Origin of the sequence: Coprococcus sp. RTP31081st1_H1_RTP31081_211007 (assembly GCF_040227275.1) — a bacterium.
Lineage (GTDB): Bacteria > Bacillota > Clostridia > Lachnospirales > Lachnospiraceae > Coprococcus > Coprococcus aceti.
This window is the reverse complement of sequence record NZ_JBEHVP010000010.1, coordinates 19,310-42,259: the sequence shown is the minus strand read 5'-3', so window position 1 is coordinate 42,259 and position 22,950 is coordinate 19,310. Positions and strand designations below refer to the sequence as shown.

Annotated in this window: 19 protein-coding genes and 1 riboswitch; of the genes, 4 read left to right on the top strand and 15 right to left on the bottom strand. The window is 47.7% G+C overall.

The window, feature by feature from the left end:
• The first annotated feature begins 9 nt into the window (after window positions 1–9).
• Complete coding sequence (locus ABUA31_RS13355; RefSeq protein ID WP_349818691.1) at window positions 10–1,437, top strand: cohesin domain-containing protein; 1,428 nt, start codon at window positions 10–12, stop codon at window positions 1,435–1,437.
• A gap of 93 nt (window positions 1,438–1,530) precedes the next feature.
• Here ABUA31_RS13355 and metK read toward each other — a convergent pair whose 3' ends face one another.
• From metK to ABUA31_RS13335, 4 genes are all read right to left on the bottom strand, one after another.
• Window positions 1,531–2,718: a methionine adenosyltransferase gene (gene metK / locus ABUA31_RS13350; RefSeq protein WP_055146176.1), complete on the bottom strand. Its 1,188-nt coding sequence runs from the start codon at window positions 2,716–2,718 to the stop codon at window positions 1,531–1,533.
• A 70-nt stretch (window positions 2,719–2,788) separates the two neighbouring features.
• Window positions 2,789–2,915, bottom strand: a riboswitch (SAM riboswitch).
• A gap of 83 nt (window positions 2,916–2,998) precedes the next feature.
• Entirely contained in the window at window positions 2,999–3,730 is a 732-nt protein-coding gene (locus tag ABUA31_RS13345) for a TraX family protein (RefSeq protein WP_117875339.1), read from the bottom strand.
• A gap of 124 nt (window positions 3,731–3,854) precedes the next feature.
• Window positions 3,855–4,271, bottom strand: a complete 417-nt coding sequence (locus ABUA31_RS13340; protein WP_015534318.1) for an HIT family protein — start codon at window positions 4,269–4,271, stop codon at window positions 3,855–3,857.
• Window positions 4,272–4,372: 101 nt separating this feature from the next.
• Window positions 4,373–5,197, bottom strand: a complete 825-nt coding sequence (locus ABUA31_RS13335; protein WP_349818690.1) for a nitrilase-related carbon-nitrogen hydrolase — start codon at window positions 5,195–5,197, stop codon at window positions 4,373–4,375.
• A gap of 264 nt (window positions 5,198–5,461) precedes the next feature.
• On the opposite strand from ABUA31_RS13335, the gene ABUA31_RS13330 reads away from it, so the two are divergent.
• Together ABUA31_RS13330 and ABUA31_RS13325 are read left to right on the top strand one after the other, a co-directional pair.
• Window positions 5,462–6,037 carry a biotin transporter BioY gene (locus ABUA31_RS13330; RefSeq protein WP_015534320.1) on the top strand — a complete coding sequence of 192 codons (576 nt, stop codon included), beginning with the start codon at window positions 5,462–5,464 and terminating at the stop codon, window positions 6,035–6,037.
• A gap of 151 nt (window positions 6,038–6,188) precedes the next feature.
• Complete coding sequence (locus ABUA31_RS13325; RefSeq protein WP_117875344.1) at window positions 6,189–6,506, top strand: helix-turn-helix domain-containing protein; 318 nt, start codon at window positions 6,189–6,191, stop codon at window positions 6,504–6,506.
• Here the strand turns inward: ABUA31_RS13325 and ABUA31_RS13320 are convergent.
• From ABUA31_RS13320 to recJ, 9 genes are all read right to left on the bottom strand, one after another.
• A complete protein-coding gene (locus tag ABUA31_RS13320) occupies window positions 6,503–8,068 on the bottom strand; it encodes a DUF3794 and LysM peptidoglycan-binding domain-containing protein (RefSeq protein ID WP_349818689.1) in 1,566 nt (521 codons plus the stop codon). The genes ABUA31_RS13325 and ABUA31_RS13320 overlap by 4 nt on opposite strands.
• Before the next feature lie 34 nt (window positions 8,069–8,102).
• Complete coding sequence (locus tag ABUA31_RS13315; RefSeq protein ID WP_238051193.1) at window positions 8,103–8,552, bottom strand: protease complex subunit PrcB family protein; 450 nt, start codon at window positions 8,550–8,552, stop codon at window positions 8,103–8,105.
• 189 nt (window positions 8,553–8,741) lie between these two features.
• Window positions 8,742–10,574: an aspartate--tRNA ligase gene (aspS, locus tag ABUA31_RS13310; RefSeq protein ID WP_055146156.1), complete on the bottom strand. Its 1,833-nt coding sequence runs from the start codon at window positions 10,572–10,574 to the stop codon at window positions 8,742–8,744.
• A gap of 54 nt (window positions 10,575–10,628) precedes the next feature.
• A complete protein-coding gene (locus ABUA31_RS13305; protein WP_055146154.1) occupies window positions 10,629–11,243 on the bottom strand; it encodes an HD-GYP domain-containing protein in 615 nt (204 codons plus the stop codon).
• Window positions 11,234–12,739: a coproporphyrinogen dehydrogenase HemZ gene (gene hemZ / locus ABUA31_RS13300; protein ID WP_055146151.1), complete on the bottom strand. Its 1,506-nt coding sequence runs from the start codon at window positions 12,737–12,739 to the stop codon at window positions 11,234–11,236. The genes ABUA31_RS13305 and hemZ overlap by 10 nt, the downstream gene beginning before the upstream one ends.
• A gap of 21 nt (window positions 12,740–12,760) precedes the next feature.
• Window positions 12,761–13,402 (bottom strand): MBL fold metallo-hydrolase, encoded by a 642-nt coding sequence (locus tag ABUA31_RS13295; protein ID WP_055146399.1) that lies wholly within the window; start codon window positions 13,400–13,402, stop codon window positions 12,761–12,763.
• Between the two features lie 17 nt (window positions 13,403–13,419).
• Entirely contained in the window at window positions 13,420–15,864 is a 2,445-nt protein-coding gene (locus tag ABUA31_RS13290; RefSeq protein WP_015534327.1) for a RelA/SpoT family protein, read from the bottom strand.
• Between the two features lie 35 nt (window positions 15,865–15,899).
• Window positions 15,900–16,424, bottom strand: a complete 525-nt coding sequence (locus tag ABUA31_RS13285) for an adenine phosphoribosyltransferase (RefSeq protein WP_015534328.1) — start codon at window positions 16,422–16,424, stop codon at window positions 15,900–15,902.
• A gap of 63 nt (window positions 16,425–16,487) precedes the next feature.
• Entirely contained in the window at window positions 16,488–18,371 is a 1,884-nt protein-coding gene (recJ, locus tag ABUA31_RS13280) for a single-stranded-DNA-specific exonuclease RecJ (protein ID WP_055146148.1), read from the bottom strand.
• Between the two features lie 269 nt (window positions 18,372–18,640).
• Here recJ and fucO point away from each other — a divergent pair, with 269 nt between their 5' ends.
• The gene (gene fucO / locus ABUA31_RS13275; RefSeq protein ID WP_015534330.1) at window positions 18,641–19,789 is read left to right on the top strand and encodes a lactaldehyde reductase; all 1,149 of its coding nucleotides are present in this window, start codon (window positions 18,641–18,643) and stop codon (window positions 19,787–19,789) included.
• Between the two features lie 168 nt (window positions 19,790–19,957).
• Here fucO and ABUA31_RS13270 read toward each other — a convergent pair whose 3' ends face one another.
• Together ABUA31_RS13270 and ABUA31_RS13265 are read right to left on the bottom strand one after the other, a co-directional pair.
• Window positions 19,958–20,650 carry an HAD family hydrolase gene (locus ABUA31_RS13270; protein WP_071849498.1) on the bottom strand — a complete coding sequence of 231 codons (693 nt, stop codon included), beginning with the start codon at window positions 20,648–20,650 and terminating at the stop codon, window positions 19,958–19,960.
• 102 nt (window positions 20,651–20,752) lie between these two features.
• On the bottom strand, window positions 20,753–22,945 hold the full coding sequence (locus tag ABUA31_RS13265; RefSeq protein WP_055146145.1) for a protein translocase subunit SecDF: 2,193 nt from the start codon (window positions 22,943–22,945) through the stop codon (window positions 20,753–20,755).
• Window positions 22,946–22,950 lie beyond the last annotated feature (5 nt).

Here is a 22,950-nt window from a genome sequence, read left to right as displayed (position 1 = left end):
TAACCGTATATGAATATTATGAGGACTACAAGATTTAGCTTTAGAACGTTTATGACAGAAGTTGCATGTGTGTTGACTATGATGCTTTTCATGCTTCATACCACTTATGCCGCTACAGTCGCATTTAGTGTTGAGGTTCCATCCACCACGGTCGTTGTTGGCGATACCGTGGAGATCAAGGTAAGTATAAACGCAGCCGATCAGGCTTTATCAAGCTACAGCTACAATATCACATATGATTCCACATTGCTCAAGGCTGTGAGCGGCGGCACCGTGGAATCTGAGGGCACCGTAAGCTACTCCCAGGCAAATGTAAAGCCTGGAGATGCAATGACAGCAACATTTACATTTACCGCCATTGCAAGCGGAACTGCCAGCATAGAGACATCAGCAGTTGAGGTCATCTCCGACACAGAAGAGTCGATAGACATGACACCGTCATACAACTCGGTAACCATCAGCGACAAGTCAGCCGCCGCTTCCACCGAAGCAGCTTCATCTACTGTCAGCGATACCGGTTCAGAAGCCGAGCCTGCAACACCTCTTGCATTGATCGACAGCGAGACCAAGCCTGTTGTTACTGAGGATGAGGTAGGAACACTCACAGAGGCAGATCAGAACGCATCCGCACCTGCAGATACCCTTGTAAGCGTTCACTCAAACAACAACACTTATAACATCATTCCAAAGCCTAATTCAGTCTCAGTGCCAACCGGATATCTTCCAGTGAAGATCAACCTGAACGACACGGACATCAGAGCTTATATGAAGGGAAGCAGTTCCAACACCGTTCTCCTCTACGCAGCAACAAACGACGGACACCAGGGCTGGTATTTCTTCAATCCAAATGAAGGAACTTTCCTTGACGCAACGGATCTCATCGAGGAGACGGATTCGCTGTCCAGCTTCATAGACAAGCACAAGTTCGTAATAATGCTCATAGCCATCATAGTTCTTGTGATACTGGTCGTTGTCATCATCATCCTTGCTGTCTCACTCAAGGGTCTCATCGCTGATTACGAGGCTCAGATAGACAAGCTGAAGAAGGACAACGAGGAGAGGGAAAGCACAGCAAATGAAACATCAGAAGCTGCCGAGCCTTCCGCAAAAGCCGCTGAACACGTCAGAATGCCTCACCACGACAATAGCGAGGTGCCCACCATCAACAACAAGGCGCTCTTCCCTGGGGACAACGAGGTTATCCACGAGAGTTACGCAGACTCCGATTACGACAATCAGGTATCTCCTGATGAGGACGATGTCATCCACACTGACGACTATGACGACACTGCATTTGAGGATGTCGCCGATGACAGCGAGCCTATAGATTCAGCATTTGACGTCAAAGAGGATACGGAGAGTACGGAGAGCAAGATCCAGGCATCCCTCGACGAGATAGATGCGGCACTTGAATCCGCAAAGAAATACAAAGATTAATACTCACGGAATAACGTGATATACAAAAAGCACATGTATCAGTTTCAATCTGATACATGTGCTTTTATATTTGTCTGAATTTTTTTAATCTGCTTATAAGTATGCTTTCAGCACATCCACCTTGTCCAGCTTCTCCCATGGGAGATCAAGATCTGTTCTTCCGAAGTGTCCGTAAGCTGCTGTCTGCTTGTAGATAGGTCTTCTGAGGTCAAGCATCTTGATGATACCTGCTGGTCTTAAGTCAAAGTGCTCTCTAATGATCTCGACAAGCTTATCATCTGAAAGCTTTCCTGTGCCAAATGTGTCTACCATGATGGATGTAGGTCTTGCAACACCGATAGCGTATGAGAGCTGTATCTCACACTTGTCAGCCAGACCTGCTGCAACTATGTTTTTAGCCACGTAGCGGGCCGCATAAGCCGCTGAACGGTCTACCTTGGTACAATCCTTGCCTGAGAAGGCTCCGCCGCCGTGACGGGCATATCCGCCGTATGTGTCAACGATGATCTTACGTCCTGTGAGACCACTGTCACCATTTGGTCCACCTATTACGAATCTTCCTGTTGGATTGATGAAGAACTTGGTCTTCTCATCGATGAGCTCCTGTGGAAGAACCTCGTCGAATATATACTTCTTAACGTCAGCGTGGATCTGCTCCTGGCTGACTTCCTCTCCGTGCTGTGTTGAGAGAACGACTGCATCAAGTCTTACAGGCTTGTCATTCTCATCGTACTCAACTGTTACCTGTGTCTTACCGTCCGGTCTTAAGTATGGGAGTGTTCCGTTCTTTCTTACCTCTGTGAGCTTTCTTGCAAGCTTGTGGGCAAGTGCTATTGGATATGGCATGTACTCAGGTGTCTCATTTGTTGCAAATCCGAACATCATACCCTGATCTCCGGCACCGATCGCCTCGATATCATCCTCGCTCATGAGATGCTCCTTTGCCTCGAGTGCCTTGTCAACTCCCATGGCAATATCTGATGACTGCTCGTCTATGGCTGTGATAACGCCGCATGTATCGCAGTCAAATCCGTACTTTGCTCTGTCGTATCCGATCTCTCTGATCGTCTCACGAACGATCTTCTGAATATCCACATAAGCGTTGGTTGTGATCTCTCCCATGACAAGCACAAGACCTGTCGTGATGGATGTCTCACATGCCACACGGCTCATTGGATCCTGCTCCATCAGCGCGTCAAGCACTGCATCTGATATCTGGTCACAGATTTTGTCAGGATGTCCTTCTGTTACTGATTCCGATGTAAATAATCTTCTTTCCATACTACTTCCTTTCCTTTTTGTACATAAGAAAAACCGCTTCGTATGAGCGGTTTGATCGTGTCTGTCAAGCCTCTCATTGTTCGAGCACAGATCTTGTATCACCTACATATCTGCGTCGCTCAGGTCGGCACCTTCCGAACACATCGGGGTTGCCATGGCTTCTTCGTCCCTTCTGACTCCACCATTCTGAATAAGAGCGTCTTTCTAATATCTATAAATGCAATCATTACTCTATATCATTGAGAGTTATTAGTCAACATATTTTTGGGGGAAATGATGCTTAATGAATTATTTTCCATATAAACCATATAAGCAGCAAATGCAGGGGATAAAACAGGTAGAAAAAATACTTGAGCTTCATCCTTCCTCTCTCTCCGCTGTACATATTCACAGGTATCATCGCCAGCAGAGCGTATAGCTGATTCATGCCCAGGCAGAGAATGTATACCAGCGAACTGAGCACTACGATCTCAATGTTCTGCTTCTTATTGAAATATGCCAGAGTATAAGCATCCGCTCCACTCCGCTCCTTCTCGATCAGATAGAACATGACTATGATTCCCACTCCCGCCATGCCGTAGTCGAATCTCAGGAACTCCGCCAGAAGTGCTGCGGCCAGTACGATCTCGACCTTCCATCTTCCGATTGGCCCCCGGCTATCCATGGCGTATATGGCAAACAGTCCGGCTGTCAGGGTGAAGAATATGTTCTGAGCCCCCGGATACCAGATCGTATCGTGCATTGCCAGATCAAATGGTATCTCTGACACCACCGCAAATATTCCAAGTCTCAGAAGATACCTCCTCACGTCGGATGTACGCAGAAGCCCCTGTACAAGCAGGAATGCAAATACAGGAAATGCCAGACGCCCCACAGCGCGCATTATGTAGTTGTTATCCATGAATACTATGCCTATGTGATCTACGGCCATACACACACAGGCTGTCAGCTTGAGCGCATTTGACGACAGCCGCCTCAGCCCTCTTTCCTCAGTTTCTTCATTATACTCCATATACAGTCCTTTCCTACCGCCTGCTCTTTCTATCAGTAACACCGTAACAGAAAAAACAGCACATGACTTATGTTCATCATGTGCTGCTCTTCTCACAAAACCTTATATATCTATCTTCAATCGTCTAGATTCTCTTTCTGAGAGCCTTAGACAATGCTGACAGCTCCTCTGTATCAGCCTTACCCGGTATCCAGGTCATAGTCACGTTGTCCTTGATGTATCTTGGAACAAGGTGCATATGGAAGTGGAATACAGTCTGACCTGCTGCCTCGCCGTTGTTCTGAAGGATATTCAGTCCGTCCGGATTCAGCTCAGCCTTCTGTGCCTTTGCCACCTCTGTAGCTATAGTAAATATCTTGGCTGCTGTCTCAGCATCCATGCTGTATATATTGTCAAAATGTTCTTTCGGGATAATAAGCGCATGGCCCTTGTTAGCAGGATTCACATCAAGTATTACTCTGCAGATACTATCCTCATAAACTGTCGCTGATGGAATCTCACCGTTGGCTATCTTACAAAAAATGCAATCGTCCTTATTCATATAAGTTTTACCTCCTCATTGCCTCTATCCATTGTAAACCATCTGACAAAATATTACAAGCACCAAAGAGAACACCAGTTTTATACACCAGTCAAATAATTCTATAATATTGACATGTAAAATTCATTTTTCCTGTCCCTGCCCTGCGGAAATGTCTTTCTGGCACCGGCTATGACCGCAGGATCCAGCTCCGCAACGAGCAGTCTGTCGCTCACCCTCTCCGCCATCTCGTTGCCGTAGACATCATATATATGTGAGCTCGGGACATATCTCTCCCTTTTACCCATGCCCACTCTGTTCACGCCTATCACATATGCCTGATTCTCAATGGCCCTCGCCCTGAGCAGCGCTTCCCACTGGGCAACTCTCTCCTCAGGCCAGTTGGCTATCACAAGTATGGCATCGTAAGAATCCCTCGCCGCCGAAAATATCTCCGGGAATCTGAGATCATAGCATATGTATCCGCCCAACCTCAGATCCTTGACATTCGCCTGACAAATGCGGCTGCCTGCCCGGTACACCCTGTCCTCACCGCTGAACGAAAAAGGATGTATCTTTGCGTAATCCATGATCACCTCATCACCGCTGACAATCGCCAGCTTATTTTCAAATACCTTCCTTCTGCTCTCATCAAACTCACCGCTTCCATCTGCCATGAAAGCTTCTATATAACCAAATGCCATGGCCATATCGTATTTCCTGCTGTTCTCCATGAAAAACGAAACGCTCTCCGGTATCTCACCATCCCTGTACGCCTCCCACATGTGAGCGGGCATCATGGTAAATCCCGTCAGCGTCATCTCAGGAAACACCAAGAGCTCAACGCCATTCTCATATGCCTCCTGCATGACCTCAAGACAGTGCTCCCTGGCATACTCCTTATCCTCGTATCCAATATCGATCTCCGTGATTCCGACCTTTATCATATCCCGCCTCCTGTGTATACACTCTGTATATCGTTCGAATTCTATATTAAGTATTTTACACAATAACGTGTGTTTTGCAAATGTTAACCTGTGTTTAAAATTTATGGTTGACATTCCTCCCATGTGTATATATAATGTCAACCATAGCCCTTGTGTATAGGTTAACAAATCCAGGCAGTATTCGTCATCAGCCCGTCGAAACTACCTGGATTTGTTGTGAATAAGCTGTACACAGGCATTACAATCATTGGAGGATTATTACAAATGAAAAAAGCATTTACCACTGTAGAGCTGGTCATGATGGCCATGTTCACTGCAATTCTGTGTGCATCCGCTTACCTGAGCATTCCAACACCGCTCCCTAACGCAGCACACATCACATTACTCAACTTTATGATAATTCTGATAGCTCTCGTATTTGAGCTCAGAGACTCAACGATCATAATAGCACTTTGGATGATCATGGGTGCCATCGGCGTTCCTGTATTCATCGGCGGAGGCGCAGGCCTTGGATATCTGTTCGGAGTATTCGGTGGATACACCTTCTCATTCATCATTGCATCAATCGTAGTCGGTCTCATCAAAGGCAAAAAGTACAAGAGACTTAAGTATACCATCGTTGCGATCATAGGTGTCGTGATCATTGATATCGTGGGAATGATCTGGTGGAAGTTCAACGGTAACCTCACATGGAAGGTTGCATTCTTATCAGGTTTCGTGGCATTCATTCCACTCGACCTCGTTAAGGCTGTCATCGCCGCACAGCTCGTTCCACTGTTCAAGAGACTTCTCCCTGAGAAGGACGACAAAGAGGCCAATGAACAGGCAAAAGAAGCCTGATTAATGGAAATACACAAACTTAAGTGCAATTATAGCTGTCGGCTATGATTGCACTTTTTTGTTACCATCTCGTTTAGTAAACATATTTACTAAAATTAAAAGGGTCACAAACCCGTATGTTATCATTTTTGCGGGTGATCGAATGCAGTATATGGAATTTAGCAAGGATAAAAAGTATATAGAAAGAATCCGGGGACTGCGGGAAGATCATGACTTTACACAACAATATGTTGCCCGCTATCTGAACACCTCACAGACCATGTACGCACGTTATGAAAGGGGCGCAAGCGCGCTGCCAATCCATCACCTTATATATCTCACCGAGTTATATAACGTGTCATCCGATTACATTCTTGGAATCACCAACAACCCTGTTCCATACGAAGAATATTACAGAGAAGCCGCTGTCACCGACCAGGATCCCAGATCACCGGGAAAATACAATATACACTGGAAGGGCAACAGCTAATTCTTTCCCGCACATTTGACCACTATCAACCTGTCACCGGCTTTCACGTCATCCCCCTCAAGGCTGTTGAGCTTTCTTATGGAATCAAGACTGGAATAATACTGTTTTGCGATCGACCATATGCTGTCACCGTCACGCACAACATAGCCCACTATACCTGGCGCCACCGCTTTCTTCTTCATATCGACCGGAGCCACCGTCATGTCATCGATAAGCTCTATCTCTTTCCGGGTAAATATGGTCATTCCCATATCCACTATGGCTTTTATCTCCACCTCGTCATTGCCCGGCAGCGCCGCCGTGATCTGATTGAGTGCAGGGGTAATCCTGATGGAATCCTGAGTTCTGAGCGGAACAGTCTCCACCCTGTATGAAAATGGAGCTACCACCTCCATCTGACACAGAGGTCTGCTGTCATCCGATGACACATAAAGAACTGCCGCCTTCACAGCACCCTCGACGACCACGGCGTCATCCGCCGGCCTGACATCGTCTATATCCACACTGCCCGTCACATTTACGATCTGGAGAATGGACGGCTGGCTGCTCTTGAGCCTCTCCTTCTTCACGACCCTCGTCTTTGCATTGTTTCTCATGAGAAGGTTCTCGTAACTGAATCTGCTCCTGACGGGATCGACCTGCGCAGAATATGAGAACATATCCTTGAGAAGGTCTGCCTCCACGTCCTCGTACACCTTGATGTCCACATTGAGACTGCTCTCCACCTGGAGTATCCTGTCCTCACCGCCGTCATTTGCACGCACGGACACCGAACCGCGGGATGCGGTTATCATGTCGTCCAGTATCATATCCTCGTCTATTCCATCGCAGTTCACAGTGTCCTGGAACTCCCTCGTGGCGCCGACATACTGCACCGGAGCCACCTCGTCATCCGGCTTGTATATGACAAATATGTCCATCTTGCCGCTTATATGTACCCCCACGTCCGTGGCACGGCTCTCTATCTCCGAGAAGTTCACCTGATCCCACAGCACACGTCCGATATTCGGCTTATTTGCCGGGATCTCTATGTCCTCCTTTATCTTCATTATGTCTCTGGAAGACGCCGCAAGATTTGTAAAGCTTACCTTCTCCGTCATGCACTCTATACCAGAGCCGTTTGCTATGCCCACGGCGCCCTCTGCGGTGATCTGCTGGCACGCCCAGAGCTTCACGCCCACAAGCCCTCTCACCTCGTATTTTCTGGAATTTATCACGGTCACGTACAGATCCTCCAGCACACCCTGTACGGAAACCTTATCTCCCAGCGACAGTTCATCCGCATTTATCGTCTCCTCAAATGGCAGCTCTCCGTCATGGCTCTCAAATGAATACCCCTCCCGGTCCGTCTGGTATAGGATGGCGTAGCTCACAGTTCCTGTGATGCGCGCCTTGCCCTCCATGACGTCTATGTTTTCTATCGTCACCTGTCCTTTGCTGGCTATCTGTCTGTCTATATCCCCCTTCACATCAGGGACATTGAAATCGTCATCCACGGTAAACTCAACGTATTTTGCCGCCTTAAGATTCGTCGTTGTGATCCTGTTCTTAGTAAGCTCCATATTTTCCCCACCTTATTTTTTATGATATACCGTTCTACTTGAATACAACCGGAAGATCCATCTTCACTATCCTGACCACCATATAAGGAAATGATACATTGTCTCCCTTCACGCCATCCGTCGGAGTCGCCACCTGCCTTAAAACTCCCTTGATGTAAATGGCATTGTCGTCCTTGTACATCTCCTCCAGAGTCACCCCAACGTCATCCCTCTCCTGCATGCCCGCAGCGATGACTATATATGTATATGTGCTGTTTGAATATACGAGATTAAATGGGTTTTCCTTCTTTTTGTCTATGATGGTAACCAGTTCATCCGGCAGCATGGTCTCATCGCACACGTCATAGAGCAGCGGCTCACCACTGTCTGACACCTCAAACCTTGCACATCCAACGCAGAATATCATGAGCTCCAGTGCAACCACCAGCAGGAAGGTAAGTCTGCCCCACATTCTCCCTCTTAGAAACTCTTTTTCATTTTCCACATGTATCACCTCCGCCATTTGCTTTTTAAGGTGTCTGGCTGCCATTTTAAGCCACTTAACACACTTTGGTATAATATATGTACCCCATTTGCTCTTTATGTCTGTAAACGCAAAAAAGAGGCGGGATATCCTGTTTGATATCCCGCCTCCGTATCAGAAGCTCGTCCTTCTGTATATTATTCTGTCATTCTACTCTGCGTCTGCAGGTGCGCTCTTCTCAGCCTCGATCTCGGCCTCAGCCTCTGGTGTGACCTCGATTCCAAGCTCAGCGAGCTGTTTGTCATCTACATAGTCAGGCGCATTTGTCATGAGACATGATGCATCCTTTACCTTAGGGAATGCGATTACGTCACGGATAGAATCCTGCTTTGCCATGAGCATGACCAGACGGTCAAGACCATAGGCAAGTCCTGCGTGAGGTGGTACTCCGTACTTGAACGCATCCAGAAGGAATCCGAATCTCTCGTGAGCCTCGGCCTTTGTAAAGCCAAGGCACTCGAACATCTTCTCCTGAATGTCATCCTGATGGATTCTGACTGAACCTCCACCGATCTCATTTCCGTTTAATACTATATCATAAGCCTTTGCACGAACCCTGCCCGGATCAGAATCGATGTACTGAAGATCCTCCTCCATAGGCATGGTAAATGGATGGTGCATAGCTGTGAATCTGTTCTCCTCGTCTGACCACTCAAGAAGTGGGAACTCTGTGATCCACACGAATCTGTATACATTCTTGTCCACAAGTCCCATGAGCTCTGCCAGATGGCATCTCAGTGCGCCGAGGACTGTCCATACGATCTTTGTCTTGTCCGCTGCGAACAGAAGCAGGTCGCCAGGCTTTCCATCCATGGCTGCCACAAGGGCGTTCATCTGCTCCTCTGTCATGAACTTGGCAAATGATGACTTGTAGCTTCCATCCTCGTTGATAACTATATATGCAAGCCCCTTTGCGCCGTATGTCTTTGCATACTCGATAAGGGCATCTATCTTCTTTCTAGGCATGCTTCCCTGTCCCTCGGCATTGATACCGCGGACTGTTCCGCCATTTGCAAGGGCACCTGTGAATACTCCGAACTCACAGTCCTTGACAACATCGCTGACATCCTTGAGCTCGAGTCCAAATCTGAGGTCAGGCTTATCTGAACCAAATCTGTCCATTGCCTCCTGCCATGTCATTCTCTGAATTGGAAGCTGGATGTCGAGATCAAGTATCTCCTTGAAGAGCTTTGCAAGAAGACGCTCATTTACATCGATTACATCGTCAACGTCAACAAATGAGAGCTCCATATCCATCTGGGTGAACTCCGGCTGTCTGTCTGCACGGAGATCCTCGTCACGGAAGCATCTTGCGATCTGGAAATATCTGTCGTAACCAGAGCACATAAGAAGCTGCTTGAAGAGCTGTGGTGACTGTGGCAGAGCGTAGAATGTACCAGGGTGTACACGGCTTGGCACAAGGTAATCTCTTGCTCCCTCTGGTGTTGACTTGGTCAGCATAGGTGTCTCTATCTCAAGGAATCCCTCATCTGCCATGAACTGTCTGGCGATGGTGGCTACCTTACTCTTCATGATAAGATTTCTCTGGAGGTCAGGACGTCTGAGGTCGAGATATCTGTACTTGAGCCTTATCTCCTCCTTGGTCTTGCTGTTCTCCTCTATAGGGAATGGAGGTGTCTCTGCCTCTGACAGTATACGGAGGCTGCTTGCAACGACCTCGATGTCTCCTGTTGCAAGGTTCTCATTCACTGCACCCGCACGCTTGCACACTGTTCCCTCGATGGCTGCAACGAACTCTGAACGGAGCTTTCCTGCCTTCTCGAAGCACTCTGCGCCACACTGTGACTCCTCAAATATAACCTGTAATATTCCACTTCTATCTCGAAGATCTACAAAGATTATTCCACCTTTATTTCTGCTCTTCTGAACCCAGCCCATCACGGTAACTTTCTCACCTATGTTGGCACTGCTAACCTCTGTACATCTGTGGCTTCTCTTAAGCCCCTGCATAGATTCTGCCATCTTACGCTATCCTCCTAAAATTAAAAACTTTCCTTATGTCACTATACACTTTTTTCATTTTTCGTCAAGACCTGGAATATCGCCGTGAAGCACCTGATCCACCCTGCTCATGATGTCTGTGGTGTTGATCAGCCGCTGGAACGCCAGGAACGCCCTCATGTCGAAGTGTCTCACCTCATCTATCACCATTCCAAATGCCGTATCCGCGTCAAATGCCTTCCTGTATGGTCTGTCGCTGACCAGTGCACTGAACACATCGCACACTCTGATAAGTCTTGCGCCGAGTGGTATCTCCTCGCCCCGCATCCTGTACGGATATCCCGAGCCGTCATAGTTCTCATGGTGATAGTGCACCATATCCACTATGTCCTGATCGTAGCCCTCACGCTTAAGTATCTCCGCGCCAAGCTTGGCATGCAGCCTGACGTATCTCATCTCCTCGATCTTCATCGCACCCTGCCGCCGTCCATATATGTAAGGACTCACCTGCAGCTTGCCCACATCGTGCAGCATTCCCGCCACGGCAACCTTGTGTATGAATTCCTCATCACAGCCCAGCTCCCTCGCCAGCTCAGATGCCAGTACACTCACACACATTCCATGGCGCACCGCATCATTCATATCAACTGAATAGCATTCTTCTGCATCCTTCTCCAATGCTAATCCCATATAAATCCCGCTTTCTTACGCTCGATCATCTCATCTATTCGAGCTATATAATCATCTACACTCTTACAATTCTCTATTCTGTCTATACGTGTCCCCTCTGTCACTCCGTCATGTCCTGGTCTCACCACAAGCTTCGATGAACTTCCGGCACCGAGACCGATGATGTCAGTCCTCTCCTCCATGATGAGTATATTGTACAGGCACTCAAGCCCCGGTTTCGAGTAACCCACGTTCTCCAGATTGCCGGTCATGTTCTTCTGTCTGTACAGATAGTATGGATCAAGCCCCATCTCAGCCGCCGCCCTCGTAACAGCACCGAGCTGGCTGTCTATATCCGACTTCAGGGTGTCACGGTATTTGTCCATCTCTATGTTCAGATTCGCCGCCCTCTTGATGGCAAGGGTGTGAACCGTCAGACTTTCAGGGGAAAGCTCCTTCACCTGTCTCAGCGTGTTCTCCACACTGTCCGTGTCCTCTCCCGGAAGTCCCACTATCAGATCCATGTTGATGTTGTCAAAGCCCGCTCTCCGGGCATTCTCCATGGCTATGACCGTCTGCTCCGGCGTATGTGCCCTGCCTATGGTCCTTAATGTCTCCTCGTTCATGGTCTGTGGATTTATGCTTATACGCGTCACTCCGTGGCGCTTCATGACCTCAAGCTTGTCAAATGTGGTACTGTCCGGTCTGCCCGCTTCTATGGTGAACTCCCTCACCTGTGACAGGTCAAATGACTTCTCTATCATGCTGCAGAGTCTGTCCATATGCTCCGCAGATATGGATGACGGCGTTCCGCCTCCCACATATATTGATATGAGCCGTTTTCCGGAATATGCCTCCGCAACGTATGCCATCTCTTTCTCGACTGCGTCCAGATATGCATCCACCTTATTCTTATATACCGCAATCGGATATGAGGTAAATGAACAGTACAAACATCTTGTCGGACAGAACGGTATGCCTATATACAGACAGTATTCGTCCTCCTCCGCCACAGAGTCTATGATTTTCTTCTCCCTGTCAGCCACCGCCACTGCCAGCTCGGCTTTCTCACGGGAGGTTCCATATATCTCCTGGTAGTTTCCTATTATATCCTCTGAGGTCATCCCGGCTTCCATATAAGACACAGCTATCTTCGTAGGTCTGATACCCGTCAGGGAGCCCCACGGAAGTCTGCGGTCTGTATACTCCGAAAGCATATTGTATATCGCCAGCTTTAACGGATTCCTCACGGCACTCTTATCCCGGCAGTCGCCATCCACAGGGATCTGTGTGCTGCACGCCAAAGTCCGCTCTCCTCCGTCTGCTACAGAATACAGCTCTATATTTATTCTATTGTCATCTATATCCGCCACAAGCTCCTTGTCTATCTCCGCCTTAAGCTCCGGCTTTTTGTCAAATATCTCCGGGACCACTATTCTTTCACCGCCATAGAAGGCCTGGAGACTCACCCGGAGATCATTGTTGTAATCTTCTATATTCTGTATCAGTAATATCATATTTCCACCATGATCCGCCCATCAGAAGAACGGATTCATCTTCTTCTCTTTTCTTATAAGTGTTGTCTCCCCGTGTCCAGGGTACACCATGGTATCATCAGGAAGCACAAACAGCTTCTCTCTTATGTTCTCGAGCAGCGCATGCTCATCACCTGTAGGGAAATCCGATCTTCCCACACTGTATTTGAACAGCGTATCCCCTGAGAACAGTATATTCTCTGACTCGAAGTAATAGCACATTCCGCCTCTGGTATGTCCCGACACACTGATGCATCTCATCTCAGTGCCAAGCAGTTTCTTCACACTGCCGTCGCTCAGATAGTGATCCGTCTCAGTCTCTATCACCTTTTCAAATACACTGGTCATCATCGCCGACAGGTTCACCCTGCTGTTGCCGAGAACTTCCTTCTCGTCCTCCGAAGCATATGTATCCGCGCCTGTGAGCTTCTTCAGATCTCCCATCGCCGCCATGTGATCCACATGACCGTGGGTGAGATAAATGCCAACGCAGGTATACTCATTCTTCTTCAGTGTGTTGTATATATAATTCGCATTCCATGAAGGATCAATGACTATCGCCTCCCCGGTCTGCTCATTTGCCACTATATAACAATTCGTCTGGAATCCTCCCAGCTCACTTCTGATAACTTTTAATTCCGCCATATAAACCTTTCCGGCCATCAGCCCGTAGTTCTCTCTATATCAATTATATTATCAACATTCCTTATCTTGGCAATTATCGTATTCAACTGTTCCTTCGACTTGATCGCAAATGAGATCGTGATCGTAGCCTTGCCCTGCTTGCTTGTACGGCTGTTGATACTGTTTACGTTTATATTTGCCTCGCTGAGGATCTTGGTTATGTCAAATAATATGCCGTTTCTGTCATCTGCATATATATTTATCTCGGTCATGTATGTGTTCGATGCAACAGCGTCATCCTTCCACTCAGCCTCGATGACTCTGGCTCTGTCCGCCTCGCTCATGCACAACACATTTACACAGTCGGTACGGTGTATGGACACACCTCGTCCTCTGGTGATAAATCCTATGATCTCATCCCCCGGAACAGGTGAACAGCACTTGGAGAATCTCACGGCAACGTCATCTATGCCGTTTACGATTATTCCACCCTTGCCGGTATGGTTGCCATGGTTCTTCTTCACCGAATACTCGTCCAGAACCTCAGCGTTCGTGGCAGTCTGTGGCTTGTGCTCCTTGTTGTACTCATCAATCAGACGGTTTACTATCTGACCTTCCTTGATTCCGCCATGTCCAACGGCGGCAACTATGGAATCCCAATCCTGGAAATTGTACTTCTTGTATATCTTCTCCTGATACTCAGGCTTTGAGTACATGGAGTAGTCTATTCCCTTTGATTTGCAGTAGTTCAGTATGAGCTCTCTTCCGCGGCTGATATTCTCATCCTTGAGCTGATGCTTAAACCACTGGTTGATCTTTGTCCTCGCCTGTGTACTCTTGACTATATTCAGCCAGTCACGGCTTGGTCCTGTGGAGTTCTGTGAGGTTATGATCTCCACACGATCTCCGTTGTTAAGCTTGGTATCTATAGGAACCTGTCGTCCGTTGATCCTTGCACCGACCATCTTGTTGCCCACCGCCGTGTGAATGGCATAGGCAAAATCTATAGGTGTGGATCCGCTAGGAAGGTTCTTAACATCTCCGGCAGGAGTAAAGCAGTATACCTGTTCAGCAAAGAGATCAAGGTCAGTCTTGACAAAGCTCATGAACTCCTTGTTGTCATCGGTATCCCTCTGCCACTCAAGGATCTGACGGAGCCAGGAGAGCTTTTCCTCCTCCTTCTGCATGACCGTACCGGTTATGTTCTCCTTGTACTTCCAGTGCGCAGCGATACCATACTCAGCCGTTCTGTGCATCTCGTAGGTTCTTATCTGTATCTCAAATGGCTGTCCCTCAGGTCCGATCAGTGTGGTGTGAAGGGACTGGTACATGTTGGACTTAGGCATGGCTATGTAGTCCTTGAATCTTCCCGGAATAGGCTTGTACATCTCATGAATGATACCCAGTGCTGAGTAACAGTCCCTGACCGTATTCACCTTGATACGTACCGCAAATATATCGTATATCTGATCCAGAGTCTTGTTCTGGTTCTTCATCTTCTTATATATACTGAAGAAATGCTTTACTCTTCCGTCTATCTCAGCCTCAAGTCCGGCATTATCGATATGCTTCTTGACATCGGCAACGACCCTCTTGATATAAGCATCCCTCTCGGTAAGCTTCTCATCTATCTGCGCCTTGAGATCCTTGTACACATCCGGCATGAGGTACATCATGGACAGGTCATCCAGCTCGACCTTGATCTTGCTGATACCAAGTCTGTGTGCGATAGGCGCATATATATCCATGGTCTCTCTGGCCTTCTCTATCTGCTTCTCCGGTGACTGATACTGGAGGGTTCTCAGATTGTGGAGTCTGTCCGCCAGCTTTATCAGTATGACTCTGATATCCTTCGCCATGGAGAGGAACATCTTACGCAGATTCTCCGCCTGAACCTCTATCTTGTCCGTGGTCATCTTGAGCTGTGTCAGCTTCGTAACTCCATCCACAAGGAAAGCAACCTCCTCGGAGAACTCCGCTGCTATCTCCTCAGATGTCATGACTGTATCCTCAACGACATCGTGAAGTATTCCAGCCACTATCGTCTCCTTGTCAAGCTCGAGCTCTGCCAGGATTATGGCCACATTCAGAGGGTGCATGATATAAGGCTCCCCGGACTTTCTGAGCTGTCCCTTGTGGGCAGCGTCCGCCACCTTATATGCCTTCTCTATCATAGTGATGTCGGCAGATGGGTGATATGTGAGTATCCTTGAGATAAGCTCCTTATACAATTCCTCCGGCGGTGTAAAATCTGCCGGTGTGGACAGATCTATCTCTCTCTTCGCCTTCATCTGCTTATTCGCCTGCTCCTCCAGCTTTATAAGTTCATTCTGAGGAACATTCTTGCCAGACGCAAGAGCCTTCTCGATGGCTGCTATTCCATCCTTCGTGGCCTGCTCCGAGGTGATAACACCTGCTTCCGCAGCTCTCTTCGTCTCCTGAGCTATTATATTGTCCTGTGTCTTATCCAATGTCTCTCCCATATGCTCACCACACTTCCTGTTTTATTCTGCCCTGATCATTCTCCCTCAAACTGTACTACTGAAGCCACGTCATATTTGGAAAGTCTCTCTCTTCCCTTCAGGTCTGTCAGCTCTATGAGGAATACCATCTTGACTACTATTCCGCCAAGGCTCTCTATAAGCTTAGCCGCAGCCTCTATGGTTCCACCTGTTGCAATAAGATCATCCACCAGCACAACCTTCTCACCCGGCTTGATGGAATCCTTATGTATCTCTATAGTAGCCTGTCCATACTCAAGATCGTAAGACATCTCCACGGTCTCTCTCGGAAGCTTGCCCTTCTTTCTCACGAGAACAAGTCCCTTGCCGTTCTTGTATGCCAGCGGTGCTCCAAATATAAATCCTCTGGACTCTGCTCCGGCGATGACATCGTAATCTACTCCCTCCAGCAGCTTGTCCATCTCATCGATGGCCAGCTTCATGCCCTCAGGATCCTCTGTTACACTTGTCACATCCCTGAATATGATTCCCGGCTGTGGAAAATCAGGAATACTCTTGATATACTTTTCTACCTCACTCATCTTACGTCCTCCTGTATGATATATATTACAAATGTACTTAATAGTATTCTCATCAAAGTCAGCTTATATTCCCTTGTTATAGGCCTCCATCTTCATCTGGAGTGAACGTCTTCCCATATATTCATTGATGGTCGGATAGTATGCGACATCTATCACTACGGCGTTCGGCTGACCATTTAACATTTTAACACATTCATCCTCTCCAAACCACTGTTTTATGTTATTCACAAATGTATCCGGATCAAAATCTATGGCATCCACGCACCTTCCGTACCCGGTATCAAACTGAAGCTTCAGAAGATTTTTGTTTCTTCCAAGTATCTGCGCCCTTCGCACCGGTACTGCCGCCTGTGCAAACAGCGGTTTCCTGTTACCCTTTCCGTATGGTTCAAGCCTCTCGATCTGTTCCGTCAGCTCTATGCTGTTGTACGCCAGCGGCATGGCCACATCTATCATCAGCTTAGGTGTTATATCTTCATCCGTCAGCACCGCCGCTTCATTGAGCTTCCGCCTCAGCTCGTCAAGCCTCTCCTTCTCTATGGAAAATCCCGCCGCCATGGCATGTCCGCCAAATGCAGTGAACATCTCCCGGAACCGGTTCAGCTCCTCGAACATGTTGTAGCTGTCTATGGATCTTCCCGATCCTTTCAGTATCCCCGGCGTCTCTGCGTCCGTGAACACCATCGCAGGTCTTGTGTATGCCTCCTTGAGCCTGCTGGCGATTATTCCCACAACGCTCTCATGTACAGCCGGTATATACACCACAAGCACCTTGTCAGCAAGGGTAGCCGCCTGTCCGAACTCTCCGTTCACAGTGGCTGTCTCAAGCATATCTGTGATATGCCGGGCTCCGGCCTCCGTCATGCTCTTTCTCTCATTGTTGACAGCCAGCAGTTCCCTAGCCCTTGCCTCGGCGACATTTGGATCTCTCTCAAGCAAGAACTCAAGGCTCTGTTTCGCATCCCCCAGTCTTCCCGCCGCATTGATGCACGGCCCTATCAGAAATCCCAGATCATACGTTGATATCTTCTTCTCATTTCTGCCGCTGAGCCTCATGAGGGCATTCAGACCCGGATTGCGGCTGTCCTTCAGACTTTCAAGGGCATATTTTACATAGATTCTGTTCTCATCCACCAGATCCATCATGTCACAGTTGGTAGCCAGCCCCAGGATCTCCATGAATTCATTTACCTCGCTCTCGGCTATCCCGCATATCCTGTACATGTACTGGATGAGCTTGAACGCAACGCCGGCCCCGCACAGCCCCTTGAATGGATATTCACAGTCCTGCCTCTGATTGTCTATGACCGCATCCGCCTGGGGCAGCATATATACCCGCTCGCCGCCATCACTCTCCTCAAATGGGATCTGATGGTGATCCGTGACGATGACCGTAAGCCCGCGCTCCTTCGCATATCTCACCTGTTCTATCGCCGCTATTCCATTGTCGCAGGTTATGATAGTATCAACACCATCCGCTATGGCGGCATCTATAAGTCTTTTATTTATTCCGTATCCATCATGCACTCGATGTGGAATGTCGTAATCCACCACGTTGCAGTCATCAGCGCAGCTTCCGTGAAGCGCCGCCCATGTTCTCCGAAGACCGAGAAGCAATATATAATTGGAGGTAACTCCGTCCACGTCGTAGTCCGAGATTATCCTTATCCTCCTGTTATCGCTGAGCTTTTCCTTTATTATCTCACCGGCTTCCACCATATCCTTCATCAGTGTCGGATCGTGCATGGAATCCCAGTCGCCATCAAGGTACATAGCTATGGCTTTCTCCCCGGTGACTCCTCTGTTCGTGATAACCCTCGCCACAACAGGACTCACGCCGAACCTCTCGCCTATGGCATTAAAGTCCGCTCTTTTGCCCGCCACTCTCCACTCTGGCTTCTTCACATATTTATCTATTATATCCTTCTGCTCCGGTGTCAATGTCATCTTCTGTTCTCCGTATCATTTTATCCCTGGGACATATCCGCATCCCTGCTGTATCCATCCACATATTTTAGCAGACGCATTATGGTATTACCAGTGTAAATGCCACCATTTTGCCTGTAAATGTTGACATTTCACCTGTTATGTCTATTTGCTTTTTATTGTACAAATGTTATAATAAATATACATTTTGAATATATCTTTTGTGCATTTTGATGGCAGTATCTGGAAGTTCTATCACAAATGCGCAGTGCAAAGGAGGAGATATTTTTATGGCAAACAGATTCGTACTCAATGAAACCTCTTACCACGGAGCGGGTGCCATCGCTGAGATCGCCACAGAGGCAGTCGGCAGAGGCTTCGCCAAGGCTCTTGTGTGCTCAGATCCTGATCTGATCAAGTTCGGTGTGACCAAGAAGGTCACCGATGTTCTGGACGGTGCAGGACTTGCATACGAGATCTATTCCAACATCAAGCCAAACCCTACTATAGAGAACGTGCAGCAGGGTGTGGCCGCATTTAAGGCTGCTGAGGCAGATTACATCATCGCCATAGGCGGCGGATCATCCATGGACACTGCCAAGGGTATCGGCATAGTTATTGCCAACCCTGATTTTGCAGACATCAGAAGTCTGGAGGGTGTTGCACCTACAAAGAATAAATCAGTTCCTATATTTGCAGTTCCAACTACAGCCGGAACCGCAGCAGAGGTAACTATCAACTACGTCATCACAGATGTTGAGAAGAACCGCAAGATGGTATGTGTTGATCCTAAGGACATTCCTGTTGTGGCATTTGTCGATCCTGAGATGATGAGCTCCATGCCAAAGGGACTCACAGCAGCCACAGGTATGGATGCACTGACACACGCAATCGAGGGTTACATCACCGCAGCCGCATGGGAGCTGTCAGACATGTTCCACCTCAAGGCAATCGAGATCATCAGCCGTTCGCTCAGAGGGGCTGTTGCCAATACACCTGAGGGCCGTGCAGATATGGCTCTTGGCCAGTATGTTGCAGGCATGGGCTTCTCAAATGTAGGTCTTGGAATCGTTCATTCCATGGCTCATCCACTGGGAGCTCTGTATGACACACCTCACGGTGTTGCCAACGCGATTATCCTGCCTACTGTAATGGAATACAATGCAGAAGCAACAGGAGAAAAGTATCGTGAGATAGCAAGAGCCATGGGCGTCAAGGGCGTAGACGACATGACCCAGGAAGAATACAGAAAAGCTGCAGTTGACGCAGTACGCCAGTTGTCCATCGATGTAGGCATTCCTACAGACCTTAAAGACATTGTAAAGCCAGAGGATATTCCATTCCTGGCACAGTCAGCCTACGATGACGCATGTCGTCCGGGCAATCCAAAGGAGACTAGCGTGGAGGATATCACCAAGCTCTACGAGTCATTGATCTAACTGACCCATTAGATCAAAATATGTCAGTCCTTTGCCGGGACTTACATATTATATATGGGACCTCACCAGTCCCCTTAAACCCCTAAAAACTAACTAAAAGAACTCCTGTTACAGAGATTTTGCTCTCTCTGCATCAGGAGTTCTTTTTTTGTTCGTCGGATCCATCTGTCATGCTCTGATGGACTCAAGAATATACTCTTGAAACTCATTCATATTCTTAAATATAAAATCTGCCTTATCCCTCATCTCATCATCCGGCTGCACGAGGTCCGGGATCATGGCAATCTTCATCCCTGCCGCATATGCTGCTCTGACTCCGTTGTATGAGTCCTCCACCGCCCATGCACTCTCCGACTCAACTCCAAGCTCTTCACAGGCCTTCAGGAATATATCCGGTGCGGGTTTGCTCCGATCTACCATGTCTCCACATACAAGCTTGTCGAAGTAATCTATCACCCCGAGGTTGATGAGCTCCATGGTGACTACCTCTTTTCTGGTGGATGTGGCAAGGGCACATGGTATGCAATTATCCCTGAGCATCTTCAGCATGTCCGTAACTCCCGGCTTCAGCACAAGTTCTCCCTCTGCCGCTGCCCGGTGGAATTCCGCCGCCATCTCAACCTTGAGGCTCTCATATCTCTCCTCATCCAATGTATCCTGTCCTTCACCACATCTTCCTTTGTACATCTGCACGAACAGCTTCTTCGCCGCCTCACGGTTGAGTCCAAGGGCAGCCATACAGAAGCTCTCTATGTCCTCTATGCCATATTTGTCCGCTGTCTTCTGCCAGCTCTTGACAACCAATTGTTCTGAATCGAGGATGACTCCATCCATATCAAACACCACTGCTTTACAATTCATATCTCTTCCATCTCCCAATAATACAACAGGCTTCCACAGCATCTCTGCCATGGAAGCCTGTTATCATCTGTCATCTGACATCCGTCCGATAACTTTATTCTATTAAGCATCTTTTTCTGTCTTGCCAAGCTTTGTCTTCATAGTGTACCAGAGTGGACCTGTGATACATACTGAAGAGTAAGCACCGATGATTATACCAGCCATAAGTGTAAGAGCGAACTCCTTGATGGATGCCACTCCCATGATATACAGAACGAATATTGTAACAAATGTTGTGAGTGATGTATAAATAGTTCTGCTGAAGGTCTGGTTGATACTCAGGTTGACTATATCCTTGTATGTGGCCTTCTTAGGCTTCATAACACCTATATTCTCTCTTACACGGTCGAATATGATGATCGTCGCATTGATCGAGTAACCAACTATGGTGAGCAGACACGCGATACATGTGTTACCAACTGTAAGTCTCAGTATAATATACAGACAGAATACCATCGCAACATCGTGGAGAAGTGCGATAACTGCACTTGCACCAAACTTCACATCATGGAATCTGATAGCAATGTATATAAGCATCAGGATAGCTGCAAGGATAACTGAGAATATAGCGTTCTTTGACATCTCGCTGCTGACCGATCCACTTATTACATTTGCCTCCTTGACATCTGCGCCAAGCTTGTCTGTGAGTGCGCTGCGCACCTTGGACATCTGTGAGTCATCTGTTCCGTCATCTGAAAGCTCAGGCATCTTGAACACGATCTCATTTGTACCTGATACTGTCTGTACTGATATTCCCGCCTCACCGATACCGGCTGCCTCTGCAATGACAGGAACTATATCTTTCTCAGCCTCGCTAAGTGAGTACTCTTTGTCAAAACCTACTGTAAGGCTTGTACCGCCTGCAAACTCAACACTGAAGTTAAGTGGTGAACCCTTTGACTTATTATTAACAGGCATCATACAGAAGCATGCGATGATCACAATGAGTGATCCGAGCATACAGAACTTACCTGCCTTCACGAAGTTTGTCTTCTTTGGCTCTCTTGCAACGCCGAAATACTTGGCATCTGTAACGCCGAGATTTACAAGCGCTGTGAGCAGTGACTGGCTGACTGCCAGAGCTGTAAATACTGAGAGAACAACACCGATAGCCAGTGTGATCGCAAATCCCTTGATAGTACCTGTTCCAAATATTCCAAGTACAAGAGCTGCGATAAGCGTTGTAACGTTACCATCTATGATTGCTGACAGGGCATTGTGGAAACCACCCTTTACCGCCTGTTTTACGGACTTGCCATCCGCCAGCTCCTCTTTGATACGTGTGAATATGATTACATTGGCATCAACCGCCATACCTACTGACAGGATAACACCGGCTATACCAGGAAGTGTCAATGTTACGTTGAACAGGTTGATAACCAGCAGATCAAGTATTGTATAGAATGCCAGGGCAAATGAAGCCACAAGACCCGGGATCCTGAATACTATGATCATGATAAGGAACACAAGTGCAATACCGATCGCACCTGCCTTAAGGCTTGTGCTGATGGCATCTGATCCAAGTGTAGCACCTACTATATTGGAACGAACCTGCTTAAGTGTAAGAGGAAGTGCACCGATACGGATAGTAGTAGCAAGCTGCTCGGCCTCCTCGTAGCTTCCGATCTTGTTGATTTCTGCGCTTCCGCCTGTTATGGCTGACTGTACTGTTGGTGCACTTACGACCTTGTTGTCATATATAATGTATACTATTTTCCCAACATTTGCCGCGGTAACATCAGCGAACTTCTGAGCTCCCTCATCGGTGAATGCAAGCTGTACCACATTGTCATTGCCGTTATCTGAGTCAATTCCGGCTGTGGCATTCTTGATGTCATCTCCTGTAAGAGCAGCCTCATACTCCTGTCCCTGTGACCACTTTGTATAATTGTCCGGATCAAGAAACTCAAGCTTTCCCTCAATATTCAGAGCATTAAGTATCTCATCTGCATTTGTTACACCCGGGATCTCTGCTGTGATCTTCTTGTCTCCATCTTCATAGACTGAGTACTCATTGGTGTAGGCCTCTACACGCTGCTCAATCTTATACTTGGTATCCTCGAGATCCTTGTCGCTGTAATCATCCTCCTGAATCTCGTAAGTTACACTCAGACCACCCTTAAGGTCAAGTCCAAGCTTGATGTACTCGACTTTACCTCTGTCTGCAACACCGAATATTGCTGTATATATAGCAACACCCAGTATAAGCAGAAAGGCAATGATGACGAGCACAGCGTTTCTCTTTGTCTTCTTCATCGTCT